A 24,618-nucleotide genomic window follows, 5' to 3' on the forward strand; every position below is an offset into this window, starting at 1 on the left:
GAGGATGTCGACAAAGCTTCCTCCGATCGTCAGATCGATATTGTTCGGAATGCGAACATTTGTTATATTCTGATCCGTTGGTAAGAGCAGGCTGCCGCCGCGTCAAGGGCTGCGGCTGTCATGGCAGGACATACAGGCATGGCCAAGGTCGAAAAGAAGGCTGCAAAGCGCGCACCGGAATCTACCCCGAAAAACGCGGGAGACAAGAATCCCAAGAATTTCGTCGCCTCCGTCGGCAAGGCCTTCGCCGTGCTCAGGAGTTTCACCAGCGAGACCTTTGAACTGACGCTGAGTGAAGTTGCCGCACGCGCCGATCTCGACCGCGGCACGGCGTTCCGGCTAATCCAGACCTTGATCGAACTCGGCTATCTCCAGGCGGTGCCGCAGAGCCGCCGGTTCCGTCTCGGCGTCGCCTGCCTCGACCTCGGTTACACCGTGTTGTCGCGCGGATCGCTGCGCAGCATCGTCGAACCCCTGTTGCGCGACCTCGTGCCCGAGGTCGGCGATGCGGCCTCGCTCGGCATTCTCGATGGCGGCGACGTGATCTATCTCGCGCGCGTCGGCGCCGGCCTCGACCGTCACAAGATGGACCGTCGGCCGGGCACGCGCATCCCCGCCTACAGCGCCGCGCTCGGCCATGCCATGCTGGCGCATCTTCAAAGGGACGATCAGATCCAGCGGCTGGAGTCGCGGCCCCGCGTCAAATTGTCGGAGCGAACGCTCACCGATCTCGATGCCCTGCTCGCCCGGCTCGACCAGGTTAAGAGGAAGGGCCATGCCGTTTCCGACGGCGAGAATGCCTATGGCCTGCGCACGCTTGCGACACCGATCCTCGATGCCCGGGGCTTCGTGATCGCGGGATTGAGCGTCACGGTGGACGCGATGCGCATGGACATGCCGACCTTTCGCGACCAGGCACTGCCAAGGCTGATGCAGCTGACAGGCACGGTGCAGGAGCTCGCGATCAAATCGGGCCTGTCGAGCTGAGCGTTTCCAGCCGCAGCGCGCCCCTTACGGCTTCTAGGAACGAGCATCGTAAACAACGCGCCGCCTAAACAACGATACGATCGAAGTCGGCGGCGATCCGGACGTTCGGAAAGATCGTTGCCGCCTCGGCCAGAATCTCGTCGTCCTCATAGCGGCCCGACAGGTGCGTCAGCATGAGCTGCCGGACGTTGGTCTCGGCCGCGAACCTGGCCGCTTCCGCTGCGGTGAGATGGCCGTAATCCCGCGCGGTCGGCGCGTCGCGAGCCAGGAATGTCGCCTCGATCACCAGCAGGTCGGCGTCCGCGACGTGGCTGGCGAGTCCCTCGGTCGTCTCGGTGTCGCCGATCACGACCACCTTCTTGCCGCCGCTTGGCGGCCCCAGAACATCCTCCGGATCGATCGTCCGGCCGCCTTCGATCGTGATGGACCGCCCCGCGGCCAGCTCACCGCGCACGGGACCATCAGGCACACCAAACGCAGCCAGGCGATCGGACAACAGGTGGCGGCGCGCACGTTTCTGGAAAGAGAATCCAAAACTGTCGGTGTCGCGGTGGCGAACCGGAAAGCAGTCGATGGTGAAATCGCCGGCGTCGATGACCTGTCCTTCCGAGAGCGGGGCGAACTGCACCGAAATCGGCGCCCGCCCCTCACCCCACAGACCTGCCAGCATGCGGATGACGAGGTCGAGCGTGCCAGGCCCGCCATGGATGGTCATCATTTCGGACGTCTGTCGCAGTCCCAATGTCGAGAACAGGCCGGGGATGCCGAGCACATGATCGAGATGACCATGCGTCAGCAGGATGCGATCAAGCCGCCGAAAGCCCGCGCCACTCCGCAGCAGCTGGCGCTGCGTGCCCTCGCCGCAATCGATCAGCATACGCCCAACCGCGGCCTCCAGGAGGAGCGCCGGATGGTTGCGCTCTGCGGATGGAACGCTGGCCGAGGTGCCGAGAAATGTCAGGGCGAACATTGCCTACTCTGGTGCGAGGTCGCAGGGTTGATCCGCCCTTATAGCTGCTATTGGCTACCCGGCCCGTATCTGGAAGACCGGACAACGATCGCATTGGCCGGGCTGATCGAACGCGAGTTCGGCGGCTTCGTGCCGCCGCCGTCACTGCCGGCACGCTAACGGAGGCCCGTGACGCTACTGCGTCCTGTCAGCCGACTGCGCCTCGACCGCCTGCACCGCGACGCTTGCGACCTGCCGCAGCGCTTCGCGGTCGCAGCCAGAAGATGCCATCACGCCCATGCCGACCGACACCGCCGAGACATACCGCGCAAGTGCTGCGGGATCCGACGTCGGCTTGAGATCGCCTTCCGCCTTGGCGCGAACAAAACGATCGCGGAGCTGGTCTTCGTTCTGGGCGCGGCGCGATGCGAGCTCGAAGGGGACGTTCTCGGAGCCGGTGCCGCAGGCGATGCCCCCCTGTACTAGCAGGCAGCCGGGCGGATTGGCGGGATCGGTCTGCTTTTCGGCGATGCCCATCAGCATTCGTTCGGCGACCTCGCGGGCGGTGGATGCGGCCACCACCTCATCCATCCAGGCACCGCGCAATTTGGTGTAGCGGTCGAGCGCGGCCTTCAGCAGGCCTTCCTTGTTGCCGAAGCAGGCGTAAAGGCTCGGCGGGTTGATGCCCATGGCCTCCGTGAGCTGGGCAATCGTGGCGCCCTCGTAGCCATGGCGCCAAAATACTTCCATCGCCTGATCAAGCGCGATTTCAGTATCGAATTCGCGGGGGCGTCCCATGCCCATCTGCCTGTCTCCTTGGACCAGCGTCATCCCTCAGCCAACGCCTAATCCTATCTATTTGTTCTGTCTTTCTTTTCTGTTCCGCCTTCCCATTCTTGCGGTAAGCGGCTACAATTTTCTTAGCGAACAGTACATAAGTATCTTGCGCTGCGGTATCCAGCTCCACATCTGTAGTGAACACTACATATCTGGAGCGCGCAAATGCCCCCCTCCCAAAAGACCTCTCGGCCCCGCCGTATCCGCCGTCTTCTCGGCGGCGTTGCGATCGTTGGCGCCCTCGCCGTGGCCGGTTCGATCGCGACCGGCCACTACTTCCGTTCAGCCCAGGCGACTGCGGCCGCGGCCGAGCAGGCCGTCTCCGTGACGGTTGCGATGATCGAGCCAAAGCAGACCGTGTTGTGGGACGACTTCTCGGGCCGGCTTGAAGCCATCCAACGCGTCGAGCTTCGTCCGCGCGTGGCCGGCGCAATCCTGTCGACCAACTTTACCGAGGGGGCTCTGGTGAAGGCGGGTGACGTCCTGTTCAAGATCGACCCCGCGCCTTACGAGGCCGAGGTCGACAAGGCGAACGCGCAGCTTGAAGCCGCGAAAGCGCGCGTGGTCTTTACCCAGAGCGAACTCGAGCGCGGCGCGCAGTTGGTCGGCAACGCCGTGGTCACGCGGCGCGACTACGATCAGCGCGACAACGCCAATCGCGAAGCCATCGCCAATGTGAAGGCGGCCGAAGCGACGCTGCAGACCGCCAGGCTCAATCTCGACTACACCGAAGTGCGCGCGCCCGTCGACGGCCGCGTCGGCAGGATCGAAGTCACCGTCGGCAATCTCGTCGCCGCCGGCACCGCCTCCCCGGTGCTGACCTCGCTGGTGTCGGTCAATCCGATCTACGCCTCGTTCGATGCGGATGAAGAGGTAGTGCTGCGCGCGCTGAACTCGATTGCGGATGCTTCCGGCAAGCGCGGCAATCTCGACCAGATCCCGGTGGAGATGGCGACATCAGGCGGTCTCTCGGCCAAGGGTCACATCCAGCTCATCGACAACCAGGTCAACGGCTCGAGCGGCACCATCCGTGTCCGCGCGGTATTTCCCAACGACGACGGGCGTCTCATCCCCGGCCAGTTCGCCCGCGTACGGATGGGCCAGCCGAAGCAACAGACGCTGGTGATGATCGACGAGCGCGCGATCGGCACCGACCAGGACAAGAAGTTCGTGATGGCCGTTGGCGACGACAGCCGTGCGGTCTACCGGCCGATTACGCTCGGTAGCTCCGTCGACGGCCTGCGCATCGTGACGGCAGGCCTGAAGTCCGGCGACCGGATCGTCGTCAACGGCCTCCAGCGCGTGCGCCCGGGCGCCCTCCTCAAGACCGAGGTGGCAACGATGGGCGCACGCGGACAGCAGGCCTCAAACCACAGCAACCAGGACGTGGTGCAGCGCTAGTGACTTCGTTCCGGGCTACGCAGAGTGTGCCCGGAACAACGACGACCTAACGACCAAGACATCGCATCCCAATTCCGGGCACGCAGCAGGTCTGCGTCCCGGCTCACGGGAGAGCTGTCTCTCTTGCAGGGGCAAAGCCATGAATCTCTCGAAGTTCTTCATTGATCGTCCGATTTTCGCCGGCGTGCTGTCGGTGCTGATTTTCCTCGCGGGGCTGATCTCGCTGTTCGCGATGCCGATCTCGGAATATCCCGATGTCGTGCCGCCCTCCGTCGTGGTGCGCGCGACCTATCCCGGCGCCAATCCCAAGGTGATAGCGGAGACGGTGGCGACGCCGATCGAGGAGCAGATCAACGGCGTCGAGAACATGCTCTACATGTCGAGCCAGGCGACAACCGACGGCGCGATGACGCTGACGGTGACGTTCCGCCTCGGCACCGATCCCGACAAGGCGACGCAGCTGGTGCAGAACCGCGTGCAGCAGGCCGAGCCGCGCCTGCCGGCGGTGGTGCGCCAGCTCGGCATCATCACCAAGAAATCGTCGCCCGACCTCACCATGGTCGTCCACTTGCTGTCACCGAACAACCGCTACGACATGACGTACTTGCGCAACTACGCGGTGCTCAACGTTAGGGATCGCCTGGCGCGGATCGACGGCGTCGGCGATGTCCAGCTCTATGGCGCGGGCGACTATTCGATGCGGGTCTGGGTCGATCCGCAGAAGGCGGCCGAGCACGGCCTGACCGCCAGCGATATCGTCAAGGCCATTCAGGCGCAGAACGTCGAGGCCGCCGCCGGCGTGGTCGGCTCGTCGCCGAACGTCAAGGGCATCGACCTGCAGCTGTCGGTCAATGCCGAGGGGCGCCTCGCCAACGAAGAGCAGTTCGGCGACATCGTGGTCAAGACAGGCACGCGAGGCGAAGTTGTGCGGCTGCGCGACGTCGCGCGTATCGAGCTCGGCGCGTCCGAGTACGGCCTGCGCTCGCTGCTCGACAACAAGCAGGCGGTGGCGATCCCGATTTTCCAGGCGCCGGGCTCCAACGCGCTCGAGATTTCCGACCACGTCCGCGCCACCATGGCCGAGATCAAGAAGAACATGCCGGAGGGCGTGTCCTATCAGATCGTCTACGATCCGACCCAGTTCGTGCGCTCCTCCATCGAGGCCGTGATCCACACGCTGCTGGAGGCCGTCGCGCTGGTGGTACTGGTGGTGATCCTGTTCCTGCAGACCTGGCGCGCGTCGATCATCCCGCTGCTCGCCGTGCCGGTGTCGATCGTCGGCACCTTCGCCGTGATGCACGTGTTCGGCTTCTCCATCAACGCGCTCAGCCTGTTCGGCCTCGTGCTCGCCATCGGCATCGTCGTCGACGACGCTATCGTCGTGGTCGAGAACGTCGAACGCAACATCGAGGGCGGGCTGTCGCCGCGCGATGCCACATATCAGGCGATGCGCGAGGTCTCGGGGCCGATCATCGCGATCGCGATGGTGCTGATCGCGGTGTTCGTGCCGCTCGCCTTCATCTCCGGCCTCACCGGACAATTCTACAAGCAATTCGCGCTGACGATTGCGATCTCGACCGTAATCTCCGCCGTCAACTCGCTGACGCTGTCGCCGGCTTTGTCGGCCCTGCTGCTGAAGGGCCATCATGAACCGAAGGACCGGTTGACGATCATCCTTGAAAAGGGCTTCGGCTGGTTCTTCCGCCGCTTCAATCACGCCTTCACCTATTCCTCGGAGAACTACAGCGGCACCGTTACCAAGGTGATTTCGGGCAAAGCCGCCGTAATGGGTCTCTATGTGGTGCTGGTCGGCATCACCGCCTTCCTGTTCCATCAGGTGCCGAGCGGGTTCGTGCCGGGCCAGGACAAGCAATACCTCGTTGGATTCGCCCGCTTGCCCGATGGCGCGACGCTCGACCGCTCCGAGGAGGTGATCCGCAGGATGAGCGACATCGCACTGACCCAGCCCGGTGTCGAGAGTTCGGTCGCCTTCCCGGGCCTGTCGATCTCCGGCTTCACCAACTCGTCCAACGCCGGCATCGTGTTCTCGACGCTGAAGCCGTTCGACGAGCGCAAGGGCATGGCGCTGAGCGGGAACGCGATCGCGGCGGACCTCAACAAGAAATACGCCGGCATCCAGGAAGCCTTCATCGCCATGTTCCCGCCACCGCCGGTCAACGGCCTCGGCACCATCGGCGGTTTCAAGCTGCAGATAGAGGACCGCGCTGGCCTCGGTTATGAGGCGTTGAACGAGGCCACCAAGGCGTTCATGGCAGCGATGCAGAAGGCGCCGGAGATCGCTGGCGTGTTCTCGAGCTTCCAGGTCAACGTGCCCCAGCTGTTCGCCGATATCGATCGCACCAAGGCGCTCCAGCTCGGTGTGCCCGTGACCGAGGTCTTCAACACGCTCCAGATTTATCTCGGCTCCTACTACGTCAACGACTTCAACAAGTTTGGCCGCACCTACTCCGTCTATGTCCAGGCCGACGCGCCGTTCCGCGCCCGCGCCGACGACATCAGGCAGTTGAAGGTGCGTTCGTCCTCCGGCGACATGGTGCCGCTGTCGGCGCTGCTCACGATCCGCCAGAGCGCGGGGCCGGAGCGCGCGATCCGCTACAACGGCTTCTTGTCCTCCGACATCAATGCGGCGGCGGCGCCGGGCTACTCGTCCGGCCAGGCGCAGGAGGCAGCTACGCGCATTGCCGCGGAGGTGCTGCCGCCGGGCTTTGCCTTCGAATGGACCGACCTGACCTATCAGGAGTTCATCGCCGGCAATTCCGGCCTGTGGGTCTTCCCGCTGGCGATTCTGCTCGTGTTCCTGGTGCTGGCCGCGCTCTATGAGAGCCTGACCCTGCCGCTGTCGATCATCATGATCGTGCCGATGGGCCTGCTGGCTGCGATGTTCGGCGTCTGGCTCTCGAAGGGCGACAACAACGTCTTCACCCAGATCGGCTTGATCGTGCTCGTGGGCCTCTCGGCCAAAAACGCGATCCTGATCGTCGAATTCGCGCGCGAGCTCGAATTCGCCGGCCGCACGCCGATCCGGGCCGCGATTGAGGCGAGCCGCTTGCGGCTTCGGCCGATCCTGATGACGTCGATGGCGTTCATCATGGGCGTGCTGCCGCTGGTGCTCTCGACCGGTGCCGGCTCGGAGATGCGGCGCGCGATGGGCGTTGCGGTGTTCTCCGGCATGATCGGCGTCACCGTGTTCGGCCTGTTCCTGACGCCGGTGTTCTATGTGCTGCTGCGAACCGTAACCGGCATGAAGCCGCTGGTGCATCATGGCAGCGACATCAGTGCGGCACCGGTTCAGGGCACCGGGCACTAGGTCAAAGAAGACCCCATCGCGTTGCGCGCGCGGCGGGGGCAAACGATCGTATCGCGCGTCGACCTATTTCCGGTTCTCCTCACGGAACTTCAGCGCGGCGAGCGCCTTACCCGCGCCGCGGCACGATCGCGATCGGGGTGAAGGTGTAAACCTCCTCGCCGTTCTGGTTGAACATGGTCCATTTCACCAGCGCGATGCCTTGCGGCTTCGACTTCGACGGCGTCAGGCTCATGACCTCGCCGACCAGATGCAGGCGGTCGTTCGGCCGCACCGGGATCGTCCAGCGCAGCCCATCGACGCCGGCGCCGATCAGCGGGTGAGGTCCGAACGGACGGGTCTGGATCGCAAGGTTCATGGCAATCGCCGCGGTGTGCCATCCCGATGCAGCCAGGCCGTTGAACAGGGTCGCCTTGGCCGCCTCGTGGTCGAGATGCATCGGCTGCGGGTCGAACTCGGCGGCAAACCGTTTGATATCGGCCTCGGTGACCACGACCTCAGGGGATTTGAAACCCATGCCGACGGTGAGATCGTCGAACCAGGCGACCTGTGCCATGATTTTACCTCGAAATGTGACGCGCCGTGCGTCCATTGCGCACGGCCAAAAGGACGGATCAGTCATCGGATGTAGCGGCTCGGCCGCTCGCAGGCCAGGTCCCGGTTCCCCGCGAAACCCCTTTCCCAAATCGACGAAACACCCCTGAAACAGAGGACCGGTTAACTGACCGTCAAAATCATACAGGGACGTGCGTCATGCAATTCATTCTCGACCTGATCAGCGAATATGCCCGTTGCCAGCATCTCGTCGCCCAACCGCTTGGGGAGGACGAACAATGATCGAGTTGATCTCAGCCCTCCTCGTCCTTTGCAGCATCGGCGTCTTCGCAGCGCATGCGCTGGACGCCTATCGGACCACGCACTCCTGACCAGCGCCGGCGCCGCTAGAACGGTCGCCGGTAAAAGTGCTCCGAATGCGTTGCCGGTGGAAACCGGTTGGCGAGTGCGAGCGCGCCTTTCTCGTCCGTCTCGAGTGCGATCTTCTGCGCCAGCATCACGTCGCCCGGCACGAGGAAACCCGAGGGGACGAAGCACCACCCCATCGTCGCATTTCCGGCATCGTCGATCTCGTGGACATTGGCGGCGGTGCCGTAGTGAATGCGATAGCGCTTGCCGCTATCGCACCCGATGACATCAAAATGCCGGTGCTGCGCGAATTGGGCGCGCTGCTCTTCGGACAGCCATTCAGACAACAGCCGTCGGCCGCGCGCCTCGGGCGTATTCTCGCCGAAGAAGCGGCGGTAGAGCTCGCGGAGCGCGTGCAGACGCGCTCGCGCGGGCGCGCGAAGCCTGAAGACCGCGATCATCGGCCGTTCAGATCAGCCGCCGACCAGGCGGGGATAGAACAGCGTTTCGTGCGCGGTCGGGTCGAACGATTTGATACGCGTGACTTCGCCGGGCCCGGTCCGGTACGCCGCGGTAAAGCCCGCGCCGGTCAACTCCCGAAAGCGCTGTTCGGCCCGCGCCAACGCTTCGGCATTTTCGGGATCAAACTCGTGGCGTGTATCGCCAGTCTGATCCATCACGATCTGGGTAGCCATGTTGAGTTCTCCTCATGCCCAGCCCTGAACTTGATCTAAGCAAACCTCGTGCCGTCGGTTCCTGAAAGCAACAACTTTCTCTGACAAACAAGTCACGCCTTGCGGAGCGCCTCAGCGTACCGCGGCCGCCCCACCCCCGTCGATCTGCCGGCCCATCAGCGCAATGGCCTTCTGATAGACGCCCGCCGCATTCCAGGCCTGAATGGCGGCGAAATTCGGCTCGCCCGGCTGGTAACCGGCTCCCGCCCGCCAGCCATTGGCCTTCAGGAAATTCGCGGTCGAGCTCAGCGCGTTGGCGGCAACGTCGAGATTGCCGGTGCCATAGGCCAGGATGTTCTTGGGCATGAACTGGGTCTGGCCGACCTCACCATGCATGGAGCCGCGGGTTGCCCCCGACAGCACGCCGCGGTCGACCAGCTTCAGCGCCGCATAGAGCTGCTCGGTGAAGAATTCAGGACGCCGGCAGTCATAGGCCAGCGTCGCGATCGACGAGAGCATGTTCTGGTTACCGCGCTGGCTGCCGAAACCGGTCTCCATGCCCCAGATCGCGATCAACGGCCCCGGCGGCACGCCATAGCGCTGCTCGATCGAGGCGAACATCGCCGCCTGCGATTGCTTCAGCGACCGGCCGCGCGCGACGATCGTGGTGGCGCCGCGCTTGGCCAGGAACTGGTCGAGGGACAGCGAGAAACTGTGCTGGCTGCGATCAGCATTGATGGTGGCGCTGGCGTAACCGGTCTGCATCAAGGCCGAGATCGCGGTCTGGCCGATGCCCTTGCCCTGCGCCTCGGCGCTGAACTCGCGCTTCCAGGCCTCGAAGCCGCCGGGCCCATTGCCGCATTGCGCTGCATCGGCGCCGGGCATCAGGGACAACAGTAGCGCGGCCGCGCCGATCATCGCCGTCGCAACGGTCCTGCCCTCAGTCATTCCTGCCTATCCTTCTCTCAAATTGCGCGATCGGCTCGCGCGCTGCATGATCCTACGTCAGGCGCGCCCGCTCAAGCCCCGACCGATGCAATCAATGCAAGCAATGCGCTTGACATGAATTAAAGGCTTATCGTCCCCTCTCGGTTCCGAGCAGGAAATCCACCATGATGCCCTGGTGCTGCCGATACATGTCGGTCCCGGTCGCGGTGACGCAGCCGCGCTTGCGGGCTTCGGCGATGAACGGCGATATCTCGGGCTTGGTGATAACACAGCCGCAATAGGCCGATGGCGCCAGCCTGATAACATCGACCGGCAGCGGATCGCCATCCTTCATTCCGGCCGGCGTGGCATTGGCGACGAAATCGAAGCCTGTCGGGTCGGATGTGCCCGCCCGCACGGGCGCTTTGCCGAGCCCGTTGAGCCGGCCGATCAGCGCGCCGCGGCGCTCGGTTGCGCTGTCGTGAATGGCAAGCGCGCTCACACCGGCCTCGACCAGGGCCAGCGCGATGGCCGAGCCTGCCCCACCCGCCCCGACGAGCAGCGCCCGCATCCCCTTGGGATCGATCCCTTTCGCCCGCGCCGCTCCGATGAAACCGAGACCGTCCACCATGTCGCCGTGCCACGAACCGTCGGCCTGCCGGCGCATCAAATTAACGGTGCGCAGGAAGTGCGCTCGATCGGTCGCGCCGGCGCAGGCCTGATAGCAGGCGAATTTGTGCGGGATGGTCACGACGATGCCGTCGAGGTTCTTCAACCGGCTCGCGACCGAGAGAAAATCGGCCAGATCGGCGGTCGCGACCTGAACCGGAACGAGAATGGCATCATGACCACGCGCCGCGAACTCCGCGGAAACACCCGCAGGCGAGCGCACCTGCGCGATGGGATCACCGACGATGACGTAGAGCCGCGTCGCGCCCGTAGGAGCCGGCATCATGTCGTTCATGCCGAGACCGAAGCGCCGTCGCTCATCGCATCCGCACCATAAGTCAGCTCCAATCCGTCCAGATTGCCCTCACTCCGCCATTTGCCGAGCAGGCGCAGGAACGCCATTGGCCCGCGCCAATATTGGCTGTTACGCGCCGCGATCGGATCGAACACGCCTTCATTGTTGTAGTAGCCGGGCGTGCATTCGGCCAGATAAGCCTGGCGGCCGACCGCTGCCTTCACGACCTCGTCGACCCACGCGTTCTCGGCGGCGAGCGTCGGCTCCAAGGTCCTCGCGCCACGCTTCCGAGCCTCGGCGATCACATAGGCGATGTGCTGCGATTGCTCGTCGATGATGTGTGGAAAATTTGCGCTCTGGCCGGCCTGCACCGTCACGATCAGGAAGCAGTTCGGGAAGCCACGGGTGTAGAAGCCGTGCATCGTCTTGACGCCATCGCGCCATCGCTCGGACAGGCTCATGCCGTCGCGGCCATAGAGCTCAAACCCCATACGGCGCGCATAGTCGGTGCCGACCTCGAAACCACTGGCGTAGATCAGGCAGTCGAGCTCGTAGGCTTTGCCGTCGACGACGACCGCATTCTCGGTAATGCGATCGACGCCTCTGCCCTTGGTGTCGACGAGATGCACGTTGGGACGATTGAAGGTGTCGAGATATTCGTCGTGAAAACACGGCCGCTTGCAGAACGCCTTGTACCAGGGTTTGAGCGCGGCCGCGGCCGCCTCGTCCTTCACGACCGCATCGACGCGGGCCCGGATCTCCTCCATCTTGCGATAGTCGGCCTGCTCGATCACCTTCAGCGCCTCTTCCATCGAGGTCACCGGCTGCGGCTGGCGGCGCGGCGCCAGCAGGATCTCGCCGAGCAGGCCCGTCCAGCCGTCCTGCACGAGATCCTGCTCGAACGGCTCGCCCGAGATCACCGCGGTAAAATTGTCCATCCGCTCGCGCTGCCAGCCGGACTTGAGGCTGTCCGCCCAGGCATGGTCCGTCGGACGGTCGTCGCGCACGCCGATCGCGGAGGGCGTGCGCTGGAAAACATAGAGCTCCTTCGCCGAACGGCCGAGATGCGGCACGCATTGCACGGCGGTGGCGCCGGTGCCGATGATGCCTACGCGCTTGCCGGCAAGTCCGGTCAGACCACCTTCGGCGGTGCCGCCGGTGTACGCATAGTCCCAGCGGCTGGTGTGGAAGCTGTGACCTTTGAAGCTCTCGATGCCGGGAATGCCCGGCAGCTTCGGCCGGCTGAGTGGACCGCCTGCGAGGATCACGAAGCGCGCCTGGATGCGATCGCCCCGATCGGTCTCGACCAGCCAGCGTCCCTCCTGCTCATGCCATTCCATGCGTGAGATGACGGTCTGAAACAGCGCGCGATCATAAAGACCGAAGTGACGGCCGATGCGGCGCGAGTGTTCGTAGATCTCGGGAGCGCGCGCATATTTGCGCACCGGCATGTAGCCGGTTTCTTCCAGCAGCGGCAGATAGATGTAGCTCTCGGTATCGCAGGCCGCACCAGGATAGCGATTCCAGTACCAGGTGCCGCCGAAATCGGCAGCCTTTTCCACGATGCGGAAATCGGTAATTCCGGCCGCGCGCAGGCGCGCGCCACACAGCAAGCCGCCGAAACCGCCACCGACGATCAGCACTTCAGTTTCTTCGGCAATCGGCGCGCGTGCAAAACCGGGAGCGGCCCAGGGATCGTCGAGGTAGCGCGCAAAGCCGCCCGTCGCCTCGACATATTGCGCCTTGCCTTCGGAGCGCAAACGCAGGTCGCGCTCGTCGCGATAGCGCGCACGCAAGGCCTCGACGTCGATGCTAGGCGCGCCGGCTGTACCGGTCTTGTGTCTTTCCGCTGACATCGATCTCCTCCACGGCGGCACTGCTTCGGTCTGCGATTTGCGTCAGTTAGCCCTGAAAAAGTGACGCACGCAATCACGTCCGCCGCCTTTTTACGTGGACGTCGCGCGACGTTCGGCTACCTTGCACGCAAGCGCGAACGCGTCATGCAACGACATGATCTTAAGGCGCACGGCCTTTTCGGAGGGGACAATGCAGGGATTGATGATGGACATGCCGCTGCTGATCAGCGGCCTGATCCAATACGCAGCCGACTATCATGGCGAGGCGGAGATCGTCGCGCGCGAGATCGAGGGCGACATCCATCGCTACACCTATGCCGACGCGCATCCGCGCATTAAACGCATGGCGCTGGCGCTCGATCGGCTCGGCATGAAACAAGGCGACCGCGTCGGCACGCTGGCCTGGAATACGCATCGTCACTTCGAAATGTTCTATGCGGCGCCAGGGATGGGCTATGTGCTGCACACCGTCAATCCGCGGCTGTTTCCCGAACAGCTCGTCTACATCATCAACCACGCCGAAGACCGAATCCTCTTCGTCGATCGCGCCACGCTGCCGATCGTCGAGGCGATCGCGCCGCAGCTGAAGACCGTCGAAGCCTATGTGATGATGTCATCGCGCGAACGCATGCCCGAGACGAAGCTTGCGAACGTACACTGCTACGAGGAGTTGCTGGAGAAGGAGAGCGACGCAGGCTTCGCCTGGCCGGAGTTCGACGAGAAATCAGCTTCCACCATCTGCTACACCTCGGGCACGACGGGGAATCCCAAGGGCGTGATCTATTCGCACCGCGCCGCCATCCTGCAGACCATGACCTGCTGCAACTTCGATTTCATTCCCGGGCATCTCGAAGGGGTGCGTGAGGTCATGATGCCGATGGCGCCGCTGTTCCACGGCAACGGCTGGAATATGCCGTTTACTGCGCCCTATACCGGCTCGAAACTGGTGCTGCCCGGCCGCAACTACGAGCCCGACAAGCTCTATGAACTGCTGGAGGGCGAGAAGGTGACGCTCTCGGCGGGTGTGCCTAGCTTCTGGCTCATCCTGCTCGACTGGCTCGGCCGAACCGGCAAAAAGTTCTCGACGCTGCGTGCAACGCTGTCCTCGGGCTCGGCGCCGCCGCGCGCGATGGTCGAGAAGCTCAAGCGCGACTTTGCCGTCGACTATATCCAGGCCTGGGGCATGACGGAGGCGCTGGGCTGCTCGATGCCGGGCTTGCGGCCGGGCTCGGAGCATCTCAGCGAAACCGAGATCTTCGACCGGCGGCAGGTCTCGGGCCGCGCCTGCTTCGGCACGACCTTGCGCATCGTCGACGACGGCGGCAATGAGCTGCCGCGCGACGGCAAGACCGTCGGCCATCTGCGCGCCCGCGGCCCCTGGGTCGCCTCCGGCTACATGAAGCTCGACGAAGGCCTCGACAGCGACGGCTGGCTGATCACCGGCGACATGGCCGTGATCGACCAGCACGGCCATGTGACGCTCACCGACCGCTCCAAGGACGTGATCAAGTCGGGCGGCGAGTGGATCTCCTCGATTCAGCTCGAGGACATCGCGCTTTCCCACCCCGACGTGCTGCAGGCGGCCGTGGTCGCCATCGCGCACGAGAAGTGGCAGGAACGCCCTCTCCTTCTCGTCGTCCGCAAGAAGGGCGCGACCGTGGACGGCAAGACGTTGCTCGACCATATGCGACCCAGGATCGCGAGCTGGTGGATGCCTGATGCAGTCGAATTCCTCGACGAATTCCCGATGACCGGGACCGGCAAGGTGCTCAAATCGGCGTTGCGCGAGAAGTTCAGGGCATATCGCATCGGCTGAGCCGGCACACAACCTCCAAACCTTCGCGCCGTCCACCGATCAAGGAGACGACAAATGATCTATCCGATGTCGCCAAAAGTCGTCGAGCTCAAGCGCAAGCTGGAAAGCTTCATGGATCGGCTCATCTATCCGAACGAGGAACGGTTTTATCGCGAAGCAGAAGAGCTCGGGCCGTGGAAGGTCTATCCCGTCGTCGAGGAGCTGAAGCCGCTCGCGCGCGCGGAAGGCCTGTGGAACCTGTTCCTGCCGGAGTCCAGCCGCGGCGCAGGCCTCACCAATCTCGAATATGCTCCGCTCTGCGAGGTGATGGGCCGCGCGCATCTGGCGCCCGAGGTGTTCAACTGCTCGGCGCCCGACACCGGAAACATGGAGGTGTTGGAGCGCTATGGCTCGGAGAAAGACAAGGAACGCTGGCTGAAGCCGCTGCTCGCGGGCGAAATCCGCTCCTGCTTCGCCATGACCGAACCTGCAGTCGCATCATCCGATGCAACCAACATCGAGAGCTCGATCGTGCGCGACGGCGACCACTACGTGGTCAACGGCCGCAAATGGTACACGACCAACGCGACCGATCCGCGCTGCAAGATCTGCATCTTCATGGGCAAGACCGATCCAGACAATGCGGATCGTCACAAGCAGCAATCCATGATCCTGGTGCCGATGGACACCGCTGGCATCGAGGTGAAGCGGCCCCTGCCCGTATTCGGCTTCTACGGCGTGCCCGACCGTGCCTCGGAGGTCATCTTCACCAACGTCCGCGTGCCGAAGGAAAACATGCTGCTCGGCGAGGGCCGCGGATTCGAGATCGCGCAAGGACGTCTCGGCCCCGGCCGCATCCACCATTGCATGCGCCTGATTGGGCTTGCGGAACGTACGCTGGAAAAGATGTGCCGACGCGTCCGCAGCCGTGTCGCCTTCGGCAAGCCGGTGTCCGAACAGACGGTGACGCAGGAGCGCATCGCCGAGGCCCGCATCATGATCGAGCAGGCCCGGCTGCTGACACTGAACGCCGCTTACGCGATGGACACCGTCGGCAACAAGGTGGCGAAAGCCGAGATCGCGATGATCAAGGTCGCGGTGCCCAACATGGCCTGCCAGATCATCGACTGGGCGATTCAGGCTCATGGTGGCGGCGGCACCTCGAACGATTTCGGCCTGACTCAGGCCTACGCCACCGCACGCCTGCTGCGTCTCGCCGACGGGCCCGACGAGGTGCACAGGAACCAGATCGCGCGGTTCGAGCTGAAGAAATATTCGAACGCATAGAGACGGCTAGTTCAATACCTCGACCGTCGCCGAGCGTCCTGCGACCAGCGATACGTTGTCCGGCACCGGGTCCAGCGCGATGCGTACCGGCACGCGCTGGGCGAGCCGCACCCAGCTGAAGGTCGGATTGACGTTGGCAAGCAGGCTCGCACCCTCGGCACGGTCGCGATCCTCGATGCCGGCGGCGATGCTCTCGACATGGCCGGTGAGCCTGTTCTTCTCGCCCATCAAACGGACCTTGACCTTGTCGCCCACACGGATGCGCGGGAGTTTCGTCTCCTCGAAATAGCCCTCGACATGCAGCGTGTCGCTGTCGACCAGCGCCATCACGCCCTTGCCGGCGGAGACGTACGTGCCGGGCCGCAGATCCATGTTGGTGATCACGCCGTTCACGGAGGCACGCACCTCGCTCCGGTCGAGATTGAGCTGGGCGACCGCACGGTCGGCGACGGCCTGATCGAAGGCCGCCTTGGCCTGGAGCTGGGTGGCGAGCACCTGCTCCTGCTTCTGTTGGGAAACCGCGTCCGTCGTCAATGTGCTGTAGCGTTTCAGATCGGCGTTGGCCTGATCGAGCGTGGCTTGGTGACCAGCCACCGACGCATCGGCCTGCCGCAGCGCCAGCGCGAAGCGCTGCCGGTCGATCCGAAACAGCACGTCGCCGTGATGGACCTTCTGATTGTCCTTCACCAGCACGTCGGTGACGAAGCCGGACACATCGGGCGCGACCTGCACCACGTCGGCGCGCACGCGACCATCACGCGTCCAGGGCGACTCCATGTAATAGACCCACAGCTCGCGGCCGACGCCGAGCGCCGCGACGACGACAAGGACCGTCAGCGCAAGCCGGCCGAGCCAGGCAAAATTCCCTTTCATGAGAGATACTCCGAGAGATAGACGACGCCGCCGAGCAGGCAGATGAAAATGGCGAAATCGAACAGCGCGCGGTGCCAGACCAGCCGGTAGAGGTCGAAGCGCTGCATAAGCCGGCGCAGCAGCGCACTCAGCACATAGGCGACGACGATCCAGAGCAGCAGCGCCGGCACGAACACGCCGTAGATGTCGATCACATATCTCATGCCGCTACACTCGCCTCTGCGCGCGGCCGGTAGGCCGGTGCATCCGGGAACAGGCCGCGGCGGATGCCGACGAGGCCGATCAGGGCGTCTTCGCGCGCGCTGTCATTGGAATCCTTCACCGCCTGGGCCAGCGCCCGATCGAGGCTGGTCAGAAGCTCGCGCGGCATGCCACCGCCCGCGTGATTGCGGCAGGCAATGGCGAGTTGGTCGAGCATGTCGTCGATGACCGAGATGGTCGAAACTGCAAGCCCGTAGCGCGCGCGGCGCAGATCGATGATGTTGATGCCGATGCGAAGCTGCACGAGGCTGTCGGCATCGCGCCGGTCGCTCTCCGACAGGAAAGCGATGCGTTGCACGAGGAGCCCGAGACGGTGCAGCATGAGGCCCGCGAACTCCGCGCGGTCGCGTTTCCCCCGCCGTTCGGCGGCAACCGCAATCGTGATCCAGCTCGACAGCACCAGCCGATTGGCGATCCACTCGGCGCCCACCCCGCGCGCAATCCGCGTGACCAGCTCGGCGATGAGGACCCCGACGAAGAAGGCCACGGCGGAATTGGCGTAGGAGGCGAAATCGGCGATGTAGGTCGATTGCAGCGCCAGCAGCGTCGCGGTATTGGCCGCGAGCGCCATGCCTGTGCCCGCCGTTGCCGGTCGTGCGATCAGGAAACCATAGAGCAGGAAAGTCGGCGCCAGCGCGAGGACCAGTACCTCGATATGAGAGATCGCAGGCACCAGCGCGAACAGGTAGATCGCGACGACGACGATGGCGACCAGCGACCACAGGCCAAAACTGCGGATGAAGCGCGCGGGCTCGTCCTGGGCCGCGAAGAAAGAACAGGCCACCGCCGCCATCATCGGCGCGGAGGCGCCGTCCGGCCAGCCCGTCCCGATCCAGAACGCGCAGCAGATCAGAATGGCCGCGGCCGCGCCCGCCGCCGACCAGAGCGCCATGCCGCGATCGCGGTGGCGCACCGGGGCAGCGCCGGCCTCTGAGTGGAACGCCAAGTCGAGGGTCGAGATGTCGCGGTTCTCGGCGACCGCCTCGGTCAACTCCCGGCAATCGCGCGAGAGATCGACGAGTTCGCGCAGGCGCGACAGCAGGCTGGTGATGATGATCCGTTCCCAGGAAGAATCGTCGTCCAGCACCGACTGCCGCTCCGTGATCATGGCGCGGATCCGCTCGGCCGGCTGCCGCGCACCGACGTCGCTGAGGATCCATTGCGCGAGATCTTCCAACAATCGCTTCAGCTCCGGCTGCCGCCGCAGGGCCTCCTCCCCCAATGCCGCCAGCCGATCCTCCAGCGAGGCGATCACCGGCAGCAGCATCAGCATGCGCAGCCGGATCTCGCCGAGACCGGTCACCGCATTGCGATCGGTCAACCGGTCGTAGGCAAGATGAGTGGAGAGCGTGTCGATTTCGACGATGTCGGTCGCGAGCTTGAGGCGCTTGCCGCGCCGCGTTTCGTTGGTGCCCTCACGCAACAGGACGACCTGGCTGAGGCGGCGCGCGTCCAAAAGCCAGCTGTCGATGCGACCGGCGACGGCCGGCGCAACGCTGCGGGGAAACATGATGGTCGAGACCAGGCTGGCGCAGATGATGCCCAGCGAGATTTCCTCCAGGCGTGCAACTGCGGTGTCGAAGATCGCACCGGGATCGGACACCGAGGGAAAGCCGATCAGGGCGACCGTGTATCCGGCCAGCATGAAGACGTAGCTGCGCGGCGTGCCGTCCAGCAGCGACAGATAGAGGCAGAGCCCGACCCAGAGCGCGATGGCGAGGCACAGAAGCTCGGGCGCGTTGATCAGGTTCGGCACCAGGGCCACCGTCATGGTCGCGCCGGCCAGCGTGCCCATGACGCGGAAGAAGGCCTTCGAGCTGGTCGCGCCCGCGAGCGGCTGCGAGGTGATATAGACGGTCGCCATCGCCCAATAGGGCCGCGGCAGGTCCATGGCGAGCGCAATGACGAGCGCGAGCATCGACGCGGCAAACGTCTTCAGGGCAAAAATCAGGTCCGCATGTCGGACCAGGAACGGCTCATCTGCGCGCATAGCTACTTCGCCTCTGGACCGGCCTTGGCGTCCTGTAACCGGCTGGCCCGTTGTTCGATGCGCTGAAGCGTGTCGAAAGTTATCGCAAGTTCGTCTGCGCCGATATCCTTCAGCAGACTCGCCCGCACGCGCCGCAAGATCCGATTGGTCTCCTCGACCTTGGCCTCGCCGGCTTTGGTGAGGTGGAGCGTTTTGGCACGCCGGTCCGTCGGGTCCTCGCGGCGCTCCACCAGCCCCTCCGCCTGGAGCAGGTCGATCAGCCGCACCAGCGACGGCCCTTCGATGCCGAGCTCGTCGGCCAGCACGCCCTGGCGCACGTTTTCACCCTGGCGCGACAATACCAAGAGTGGAATCGCGGTCGCATAGGATAGGCCGTGATCGGACAGCGCCTGATCCGACTCGCGCCGCCAGATGCGGGCGAGGCGCGTGATCAGCCTGCCGATTTCGCCGTGGATGTAGCCTTGCGAGGGTGCCATGCACATTAGATAGGACACGAACTATTAGCCTACAACTATATAGTCCGGCGTGTTCAGACCGATCACGCAAAAGCGAACGAGGACAATGTGACAATGGGCCCGGGTTCCACGGCAGAGACTCAATCAGTCGCTGATGTCGGGCGCGATTATCAGCGCACCGCGCCTGAGCGGCGCGCCGATCGGTCACCGCTTGTCAGTGCCGTAGGCGCTTGCGATGGCCGCGATCGCGTCAATCGGCGCGGCGCTGCCAGGCAATTTGCTCGACACGCCGCGGGCGCGCTAAGATCAAACTGAGCCTGTTACGTTGCCGTCACCCAACCCCGCGGACTGCTGTAAGCCCACTAGATGACCACCCAGACCGCCTTCGACCTGATCTTCCGCAACACCCTGTTACGATCGTCCCCGATACCCGTCGATATCGGCGTGAAGGCGGGACGTATCGTTGCGATCGAACCAAAACTCGCCTGCGAGGCTATCGAGGTCGACATCGCCGGGCGGCTGGCCTTGCCCGGCTTCGTCGACACCCACATTCATCTCGACAAGGCCTGCCTGCTCGAGCGTTGCGGGCATATCCACGGCACACTCGGCGATGCGATCCGCGCAGTCTCGGCGATGAAGCGGGATTTCAGCACCGACGACGTCCATGCACGCGGCGCCAAGGTGCTCGAGCGCGCCATCGTGCACGGTACGACACGGATGCGCACCCATGTCGAGATCGATCCGCGCATCGGCCTGCGCAGCTTCGAGGCGATCAAGGCGCTCAAGCGCGATTATGCCTGGGCGATCGATCTGTCGCTGTGCGTTTTCCCGCAGGAAGGCCTGACCAACGATCCCGGCGCCGACGAGCTACTGGTCCAGGCCCTGCGTGACGGTGCCGATGCGATCGGCGGCTGCCCCTATACCGACACCGATCCGAACGCGCATCTCGCCCGCATCTTCGACCTCGCCCAGGAGTTCGACTTCGACGTCGACCTCCATCTCGACTTCGATCTCGATCCCTCCTGGTCGCATCTGGACGAGGTCTGCCGGCAGACCGAGCGACGCAACTACGGAGGCCGCGTCGCGATCGGCCATGCCACAAAGCTTTCGGCTATGCCGCCGGAACCGCTGAAGGCGGCGATTGCGCAATTGGCGGGGGCCGGTGTCGCCGTCACCGTGCTGCCGGCGACCGACCTCTATTTGATGGGCCGCGATGCCAGCCACAACGCGCCGCGCGGGTTGACGCTCGCGCACAAGCTCGCCGCGGACGGCATCGTCTGCTCGGTCGCGACCAATAACGTGCTCAATCCCTTCACCCCCTTCGGCGATGCCTCGCTGCTGCGGATGGCGAACTTCTACGCCAATGTCGCCCATGCCGCCGTCGGTGATTTCGACACCTGCCTCGATCTCGTCACCGAGCTGCCGGCGCGGCTGATGAATCTCGACGACTACGGGATTGCAGTCGGCAGGCCCGCCGATTTGGTCGTGCTCGACATCAAGGACAGTCGTTTTGCCATTGCCGAACTGCCTGACATCCTGATGGGGTTCAAAAATGGAAGGCAGACTTTTGAGCGAAAGCCGGCCAAGCTGCTGGCTCCGCGAAACTGAGCAGCTCGCGCAACAACATCAGACCAACGGAGCAACCGGATGGCCTTCGACAAGATCTTCCTGAACGCGCGCTTTGACGGCGGAGCGATGCATCATATCGCGGTCAAGGACGGCCGCATCGCCGCGCTTCTGCCGGCTGACGCGCCCACAGGCGGCGCAGAAACTGTGGACCTCGGCAATGCCCTCGTCGTTCCCGGTTTCGTCGAGGGCCACATCCATCTCGACACCAGCTTCTATGGCGACGCCTGGCGTCCGCATAAACCCTGCACCGCCGGTTTCAACGTGCACGAACGCGTCGCCTTCCAAGCCCAGAACATGGCGGAAGCCGCGCCGATGGATGTGCGGGCACGCAACCAGCTCGATCTCTGCATCGGACACGGCACCACGCAGATGCGCAGTCATGTCATGGTCGACGGCTCGGTCGGCTTGAAATCGCTGGAGACGATCTTGCGTGTGCGGGAGGAATATCGCGACCTGATCGACATCCAGCTCGTCGCCTTCCCCCAGAGCGGCATCTTGACGAGCCCGGGCACACCACAATTGCTGAACGACGCCATCGGACTCGGCGCGAACCTCATCGGCGGGCTCGACCCTGCGAGTTTCGACCGCGACGTCGAGAAGCACCTCGACGTCGTGTTCGGCGTCGCCGAGAAGCACGGCGTCGACGTCGACATTCATCTGCACGACATGGGCACGCTCGGCGCCTTCGAGATCGAGCAGATCGCGGCGCGCACGCGCGCGCTCGGCATGGAAGGCCATGTCGCGATCAGCCACGCTTACGGACTTGGCGATATCACGGCGGATCAGCTCAAGAGCGTCGCCGACATCCTCGCCCGCTCCGGCGTCGCGATCATGACCAATGCGCCGGGCGCCCGGAACTTCCCGCCGATCCTGCCCCTGCGCAACGCCGGCGTCACCGTGTTCAGCGGCAACGACAACATCCGCGATTCCTGGTGGCCCTATGGCGACGGCGACATGCTGCGCCGGGCAACGACACTCGGCTATCGCTCGGGCTTCAACATCGACGAGGAATTGCGCGTCGCATTCGATGTCGTCACCGCATCAGGGGCCAAGGCGTTGCGCCTCGAAGGCTACGGCCTGCGTGTCGGCGCCAAGGCCGATTTCGTGACGCTGGACGCTGAGCACGTTCCTGAGGCCGTGGTCGCGGTGCCGCAGGGCCGCGCTGTGTACAAGGCAGGTATGCTCGTTGCGCTCGACGGTAAGATGGTCGGGAAGCATCGCTGATTGCGGGCCTTTCGAGCCCGATTTGCCGCCAATTCCCGCAGAAATCCCGGACCGGTAAAATCCCGGACCGTAGCTCCCCGCGTTGCGACGCCGGCTGCGCTCATCCTATTTGGACACGCGCACTGACCATCTGCGTTCTCTGGGGAAGTCATGGATATGTTCAGCGCATTCAGCAGCATTGACTACCAGTCGATCCGGGCCAACACGCCCGCGGAGACCGCCGTCAAGCGTTTGAATGGCATCGGCGAAGTGCTCTCCGGCCTCGATATTTCGGCGATCCATTCGCACGACGACTTGGCGCGCGCGCTTTGGACGCTCGACACCGCCGACAAGTGCATTCGCATGATCCTGACCGAGTTCAGGACCGAGTGCACCAAGGACGTTGTCCGCAAGGCCAAGAGCCTGATCGATTTGATCGAAGCCGCCCGCGATGAAGTCTCGGGCTATCGCGATGGCAAAGTGCCCCTGAGCTGAGTGATCGCGCCCGGCGCTAACGTTTGATCCTCGCCAGAATCCGATCCGCCTCGGTGCGCCAATCGGCGCTGCGGGCAAACTCTTTCGTACCCTTCGTGCCGAACAGGCCTTCGTCGGCGAGATCGGCGACCCAGGCTTGGCGTTCGGCGGTGCCCTCCGCCGACCACGGCGTCAGCCCGGCTTCGCGCACGGTTTCGGCAACCTCACGCACCTCTTCGGCGCGACGACGACCATGCTCGATCACGCGCTGGAAGAAATAGGCGCCCTGCTTCTCCCAGTCGATGGCGGGAAAGGTCTCCGCGAGCGACGCCAGAACTGCATCCTCGACGCCATAGGCGCGTGCGGTCGTAAAACTCTCGATGACCATGGCCTCCAGGCCCTTGATCATAATGCTGCGGCACATTTTTACAGCGGAGGACACACCGAGCTTGTCGCTCGCGACCTTGGCCGCAAAGCCGATCGTATTCAGCAGCGGCTCCAGCTCTCTTGCGCCGGGCCCACCGAGCAGCAGCGGCACCTTGATGCGATAAGGCGGCACCGAGGTCATCACCGCGCCCTCGACATAGCGGCCCGCGACGCCGTCGATCAGAGCCGCCGCACGCTGCTTGGCACCTGGAGAAGCCGAATTGAAATCGAGGAACCAGGTGCCCTGGTTGATCGCAGCCGCGCAGGCTTTTGCCACCGGCACGGCCTGGCTCGCGGTGACCGCCGAGATAATGAAATCGGATTTCATCGTCAGCTCGGCATGAGAGGCTGCGAGCATCACGCCGAACTCGGCCGCATGGTCCTTCAGCGCAGCGCCCTGCTCGCCGCCAAGCTTGATGTCGTAGGCGGCGACCTTGACGTCCTGCCGGCGCAGATCCTCGGCCAGGATCCGGCCGACCTCGCCATAGCCAACCAGCCCGATCTGCCAGCGCTTGGGATCCGCCATCAGTTCAGCCCTCGTGTCGTCGCGTCGAACAGCTCCTCGACCGCATAGCGGCGCGGTATCAATCCCTGCTGGAATGCGTAATCGACGATCAGGTCCAGCGGCTTTCGGTTCGCCTCGATCCCGAAGGGCACGAGGTCGGGAATCGCCGCTGGTCCCGCCTGATCCTTGTTCCGCTTGAGTAGATCATAAACGCCCGCGACCACATCGGGACGCGATTTCGCAAGGCGCGCAGTCACGACCACCAGATGATTGACCGGCACGACGCCGCGCCGCGCGTACCATTTCGCGGCCTCCGCGGCAGGATCGGGAAACAGCGACTTCAGCTTGGGATGGTCAGAGGTCTCGCCGAGGACGGCGTTCAGCTCGCCGTCGATCAGCATCTGCAAGACCTTCTTGTCCTTCGGCGCGCGCTCGGTGGTGTCGACATATTCGGCGACGTGCGGATCCTCGAAGGTAACCCAGCGGATCTTGTCGAGATTGACGCCATAGTCGTTGGCGAGGATACCGCGGATCCAGGCGCCCGTCGTCGTCGTGAACGAGCGGATGCCGACACGCTTGCCTTCGAGATCGGACGGCCCGAGCGCCCCGTGCGCCGGGTTGTAGAGCGCGTAGGCATGCTGGAAGCGGCCGAGCATGGTTGCCGGCAGCAGCACCAGCGGCTTGCCGTGCGCCTTCGCCATCAGGTAGGTGACGATCGCCATCTCGCAGACGTCGAAAGCCTGTTCGCGCACCATCGGCTTGAACGCCGTGTTGGTCGGCGTGTACTCGATGAAGTCGAGCTCGAACAGGTCGGAGCGAAGCGCGCCGCTCTTCACCGCCTTGACGTGAGGGTGACTGCCGAGCACGGCCTTCAGCTTGAGACGATCCATCCGCCCG

General features: G+C 64.2%; 22 protein-coding genes. 8 read left to right on the plus strand and 14 right to left on the minus strand.

Annotated features, from left to right (window positions below; genetic code table 11):
• Positions 1-138 precede the first annotated feature (138 nt).
• Positions 139-987 (plus strand): IclR family transcriptional regulator, encoded by an 849-nt coding sequence (locus XH90_RS22005; protein WP_194476430.1) that lies wholly within the window; start codon positions 139-141, stop codon positions 985-987.
• 64 nt (positions 988-1,051) lie between these two features.
• Here the strand turns inward: XH90_RS22005 and rnz are convergent, their stop codons facing one another.
• Entirely contained in the window at positions 1,052-1,957 is a 906-nt protein-coding gene (rnz, locus tag XH90_RS22010; protein ID WP_194476431.1) for a ribonuclease Z, read from the minus strand.
• A 174-nt stretch (positions 1,958-2,131) separates the two neighbouring features.
• On the minus strand, positions 2,132-2,740 hold the full coding sequence (locus XH90_RS22015; protein WP_194476432.1) for a TetR/AcrR family transcriptional regulator: 609 nt from the start codon (positions 2,738-2,740) through the stop codon (positions 2,132-2,134).
• Positions 2,741-2,938: 198 nt separating this feature from the next.
• Between XH90_RS22015 and XH90_RS22020 the strand changes: the two genes are divergently transcribed.
• Positions 2,939-4,174 carry an efflux RND transporter periplasmic adaptor subunit gene (locus XH90_RS22020; protein WP_194476433.1) on the plus strand — a complete coding sequence of 412 codons (1,236 nt, stop codon included), beginning with the start codon at positions 2,939-2,941 and terminating at the stop codon, positions 4,172-4,174.
• A gap of 139 nt (positions 4,175-4,313) precedes the next feature.
• Entirely contained in the window at positions 4,314-7,502 is a 3,189-nt protein-coding gene (locus tag XH90_RS22025) for an efflux RND transporter permease subunit (RefSeq protein ID WP_194476434.1), read from the plus strand.
• A 106-nt stretch (positions 7,503-7,608) separates the two neighbouring features.
• Here the strand turns inward: XH90_RS22025 and XH90_RS22030 are convergent, their stop codons facing one another.
• From XH90_RS22030 to XH90_RS22055, 6 genes are all read right to left on the minus strand, one after another.
• Positions 7,609-8,055 carry a MaoC family dehydratase gene (locus XH90_RS22030; protein WP_194476435.1) on the minus strand — a complete coding sequence of 149 codons (447 nt, stop codon included), beginning with the start codon at positions 8,053-8,055 and terminating at the stop codon, positions 7,609-7,611.
• 385 nt (positions 8,056-8,440) lie between these two features.
• Positions 8,441-8,863 (minus strand): hypothetical protein, encoded by a 423-nt coding sequence (locus tag XH90_RS22035; RefSeq protein WP_194476436.1) that lies wholly within the window; start codon positions 8,861-8,863, stop codon positions 8,441-8,443.
• A 12-nt stretch (positions 8,864-8,875) separates the two neighbouring features.
• The gene (locus XH90_RS22040; RefSeq protein WP_194476437.1) at positions 8,876-9,097 is read right to left on the minus strand and encodes a hypothetical protein; all 222 of its coding nucleotides are present in this window, start codon (positions 9,095-9,097) and stop codon (positions 8,876-8,878) included.
• Positions 9,098-9,208: 111 nt separating this feature from the next.
• Positions 9,209-10,024, minus strand: coding sequence for a lytic transglycosylase domain-containing protein (locus XH90_RS22045; RefSeq protein ID WP_194476438.1), 816 nt, complete (start codon positions 10,022-10,024; stop codon positions 9,209-9,211).
• 127 nt (positions 10,025-10,151) lie between these two features.
• Entirely contained in the window at positions 10,152-10,958 is an 807-nt protein-coding gene (locus XH90_RS22050; RefSeq protein ID WP_194482763.1) for a shikimate dehydrogenase, read from the minus strand.
• A gap of 5 nt (positions 10,959-10,963) precedes the next feature.
• Entirely contained in the window at positions 10,964-12,823 is a 1,860-nt protein-coding gene (locus tag XH90_RS22055) for an NAD(P)/FAD-dependent oxidoreductase (RefSeq protein WP_194476439.1), read from the minus strand.
• Positions 12,824-13,013: 190 nt separating this feature from the next.
• On the opposite strand from XH90_RS22055, the gene XH90_RS22060 reads away from it, so the two are divergent.
• Together XH90_RS22060 and XH90_RS22065 are read left to right on the plus strand one after the other, a co-directional pair.
• Positions 13,014-14,639 carry a long-chain fatty acid--CoA ligase gene (locus XH90_RS22060; RefSeq protein ID WP_194476440.1) on the plus strand — a complete coding sequence of 542 codons (1,626 nt, stop codon included), beginning with the start codon at positions 13,014-13,016 and terminating at the stop codon, positions 14,637-14,639.
• A gap of 54 nt (positions 14,640-14,693) precedes the next feature.
• Positions 14,694-15,905, plus strand: a complete 1,212-nt coding sequence (locus XH90_RS22065; protein ID WP_194476441.1) for an acyl-CoA dehydrogenase family protein — start codon at positions 14,694-14,696, stop codon at positions 15,903-15,905.
• A gap of 6 nt (positions 15,906-15,911) precedes the next feature.
• Here the strand turns inward: XH90_RS22065 and XH90_RS22070 are convergent, their stop codons facing one another.
• From XH90_RS22070 to XH90_RS22085, 4 genes are read right to left on the minus strand one after another with little or no spacing between them, the layout of a single operon-like run.
• On the minus strand, positions 15,912-16,778 hold the full coding sequence (locus XH90_RS22070; protein WP_194476442.1) for an HlyD family secretion protein: 867 nt from the start codon (positions 16,776-16,778) through the stop codon (positions 15,912-15,914).
• Positions 16,775-16,981 carry a DUF1656 domain-containing protein gene (locus XH90_RS22075; protein WP_194476443.1) on the minus strand — a complete coding sequence of 69 codons (207 nt, stop codon included), beginning with the start codon at positions 16,979-16,981 and terminating at the stop codon, positions 16,775-16,777. Before XH90_RS22075 ends, XH90_RS22070 begins: the two co-directional genes overlap by 4 nt.
• Positions 16,978-19,029 carry an FUSC family protein gene (locus XH90_RS22080; RefSeq protein WP_194476444.1) on the minus strand — a complete coding sequence of 684 codons (2,052 nt, stop codon included), beginning with the start codon at positions 19,027-19,029 and terminating at the stop codon, positions 16,978-16,980. Before XH90_RS22080 ends, XH90_RS22075 begins: the two co-directional genes overlap by 4 nt.
• A gap of 2 nt (positions 19,030-19,031) precedes the next feature.
• Positions 19,032-19,505 carry a MarR family winged helix-turn-helix transcriptional regulator gene (locus XH90_RS22085; RefSeq protein ID WP_194482764.1) on the minus strand — a complete coding sequence of 158 codons (474 nt, stop codon included), beginning with the start codon at positions 19,503-19,505 and terminating at the stop codon, positions 19,032-19,034.
• Between the two features lie 345 nt (positions 19,506-19,850).
• On the opposite strand from XH90_RS22085, the gene XH90_RS22090 reads away from it, so the two are divergent.
• The 3 genes from XH90_RS22090 to XH90_RS22100 all read left to right on the plus strand — a co-directional run bounded on the left by XH90_RS22090 (position 19,851) and on the right by XH90_RS22100 (position 22,811).
• Positions 19,851-21,092: an amidohydrolase family protein gene (locus XH90_RS22090; protein ID WP_194476445.1), complete on the plus strand. Its 1,242-nt coding sequence runs from the start codon at positions 19,851-19,853 to the stop codon at positions 21,090-21,092.
• Positions 21,093-21,131: 39 nt separating this feature from the next.
• Positions 21,132-22,337: an amidohydrolase family protein gene (locus tag XH90_RS22095; RefSeq protein WP_194476446.1), complete on the plus strand. Its 1,206-nt coding sequence runs from the start codon at positions 21,132-21,134 to the stop codon at positions 22,335-22,337.
• Between the two features lie 156 nt (positions 22,338-22,493).
• A complete protein-coding gene (locus XH90_RS22100) occupies positions 22,494-22,811 on the plus strand; it encodes a hypothetical protein (protein WP_194482765.1) in 318 nt (105 codons plus the stop codon).
• Positions 22,812-22,827: 16 nt separating this feature from the next.
• Here XH90_RS22100 and XH90_RS22105 read toward each other — a convergent pair whose 3' ends face one another.
• Both XH90_RS22105 and XH90_RS22110 read right to left on the minus strand, forming a co-directional pair.
• Positions 22,828-23,742, minus strand: a complete 915-nt coding sequence (locus XH90_RS22105; RefSeq protein ID WP_371748258.1) for a DUF1932 domain-containing protein — start codon at positions 23,740-23,742, stop codon at positions 22,828-22,830.
• Positions 23,742-24,611 carry a hypothetical protein gene (locus XH90_RS22110; RefSeq protein WP_194476447.1) on the minus strand — a complete coding sequence of 290 codons (870 nt, stop codon included), beginning with the start codon at positions 24,609-24,611 and terminating at the stop codon, positions 23,742-23,744. The genes XH90_RS22105 and XH90_RS22110 overlap by 1 nt, the downstream gene beginning before the upstream one ends.
• Between the last annotated feature and the right edge of the window lie 7 nt (positions 24,612-24,618).

The sequence above is a fragment of the Bradyrhizobium sp. CCBAU 53338 genome (assembly GCF_015291665.1).
In the GTDB taxonomy this organism is placed as follows: Bacteria; Pseudomonadota; Alphaproteobacteria; order Rhizobiales; family Xanthobacteraceae; genus Bradyrhizobium.

Coding starts and splice junctions, on each gene's coding strand:
- XH90_RS22005 (WP_194476430.1), top strand. CDS start 139: ATGGCCAAGGTCGAAAAGAAGGCTGCAAAGCGCGCACCGGAATCTACC.
- rnz (WP_194476431.1), bottom strand. CDS start 1,957: ATGTTCGCCCTGACATTTCTCGGCACCTCGGCCAGCGTTCCATCCGCA.
- XH90_RS22015 (WP_194476432.1), bottom strand. CDS start 2,740: ATGGGCATGGGACGCCCCCGCGAATTCGATACTGAAATCGCGCTTGAT.
- XH90_RS22020 (WP_194476433.1), top strand. CDS start 2,939: ATGCCCCCCTCCCAAAAGACCTCTCGGCCCCGCCGTATCCGCCGTCTT.
- XH90_RS22025 (WP_194476434.1), top strand. CDS start 4,314: ATGAATCTCTCGAAGTTCTTCATTGATCGTCCGATTTTCGCCGGCGTG.
- XH90_RS22030 (WP_194476435.1), bottom strand. CDS start 8,055: ATGGCACAGGTCGCCTGGTTCGACGATCTCACCGTCGGCATGGGTTTC.
- XH90_RS22035 (WP_194476436.1), bottom strand. CDS start 8,863: ATGATCGCGGTCTTCAGGCTTCGCGCGCCCGCGCGAGCGCGTCTGCAC.
- XH90_RS22040 (WP_194476437.1), bottom strand. CDS start 9,097: ATGGCTACCCAGATCGTGATGGATCAGACTGGCGATACACGCCACGAG.
- XH90_RS22045 (WP_194476438.1), bottom strand. CDS start 10,024: ATGACTGAGGGCAGGACCGTTGCGACGGCGATGATCGGCGCGGCCGCG.
- XH90_RS22050 (WP_194482763.1), bottom strand. CDS start 10,958: ATGATGCCGGCTCCTACGGGCGCGACGCGGCTCTACGTCATCGTCGGT.
- XH90_RS22055 (WP_194476439.1), bottom strand. CDS start 12,823: ATGTCAGCGGAAAGACACAAGACCGGTACAGCCGGCGCGCCTAGCATC.
- XH90_RS22060 (WP_194476440.1), top strand. CDS start 13,014: ATGCAGGGATTGATGATGGACATGCCGCTGCTGATCAGCGGCCTGATC.
- XH90_RS22065 (WP_194476441.1), top strand. CDS start 14,694: ATGATCTATCCGATGTCGCCAAAAGTCGTCGAGCTCAAGCGCAAGCTG.
- XH90_RS22070 (WP_194476442.1), bottom strand. CDS start 16,778: ATGAAAGGGAATTTTGCCTGGCTCGGCCGGCTTGCGCTGACGGTCCTT.
- XH90_RS22075 (WP_194476443.1), bottom strand. CDS start 16,981: ATGAGATATGTGATCGACATCTACGGCGTGTTCGTGCCGGCGCTGCTG.
- XH90_RS22080 (WP_194476444.1), bottom strand. CDS start 19,029: ATGCGCGCAGATGAGCCGTTCCTGGTCCGACATGCGGACCTGATTTTT.
- XH90_RS22085 (WP_194482764.1), bottom strand. CDS start 19,505: ATGGCACCCTCGCAAGGCTACATCCACGGCGAAATCGGCAGGCTGATC.
- XH90_RS22090 (WP_194476445.1), top strand. CDS start 19,851: ATGACCACCCAGACCGCCTTCGACCTGATCTTCCGCAACACCCTGTTA.
- XH90_RS22095 (WP_194476446.1), top strand. CDS start 21,132: ATGGCCTTCGACAAGATCTTCCTGAACGCGCGCTTTGACGGCGGAGCG.
- XH90_RS22100 (WP_194482765.1), top strand. CDS start 22,494: ATGTTCAGCGCATTCAGCAGCATTGACTACCAGTCGATCCGGGCCAAC.
- XH90_RS22105 (WP_371748258.1), bottom strand. CDS start 23,742: ATGGCGGATCCCAAGCGCTGGCAGATCGGGCTGGTTGGCTATGGCGAG.
- XH90_RS22110 (WP_194476447.1), bottom strand. CDS start 24,611: ATGGATCGTCTCAAGCTGAAGGCCGTGCTCGGCAGTCACCCTCACGTC.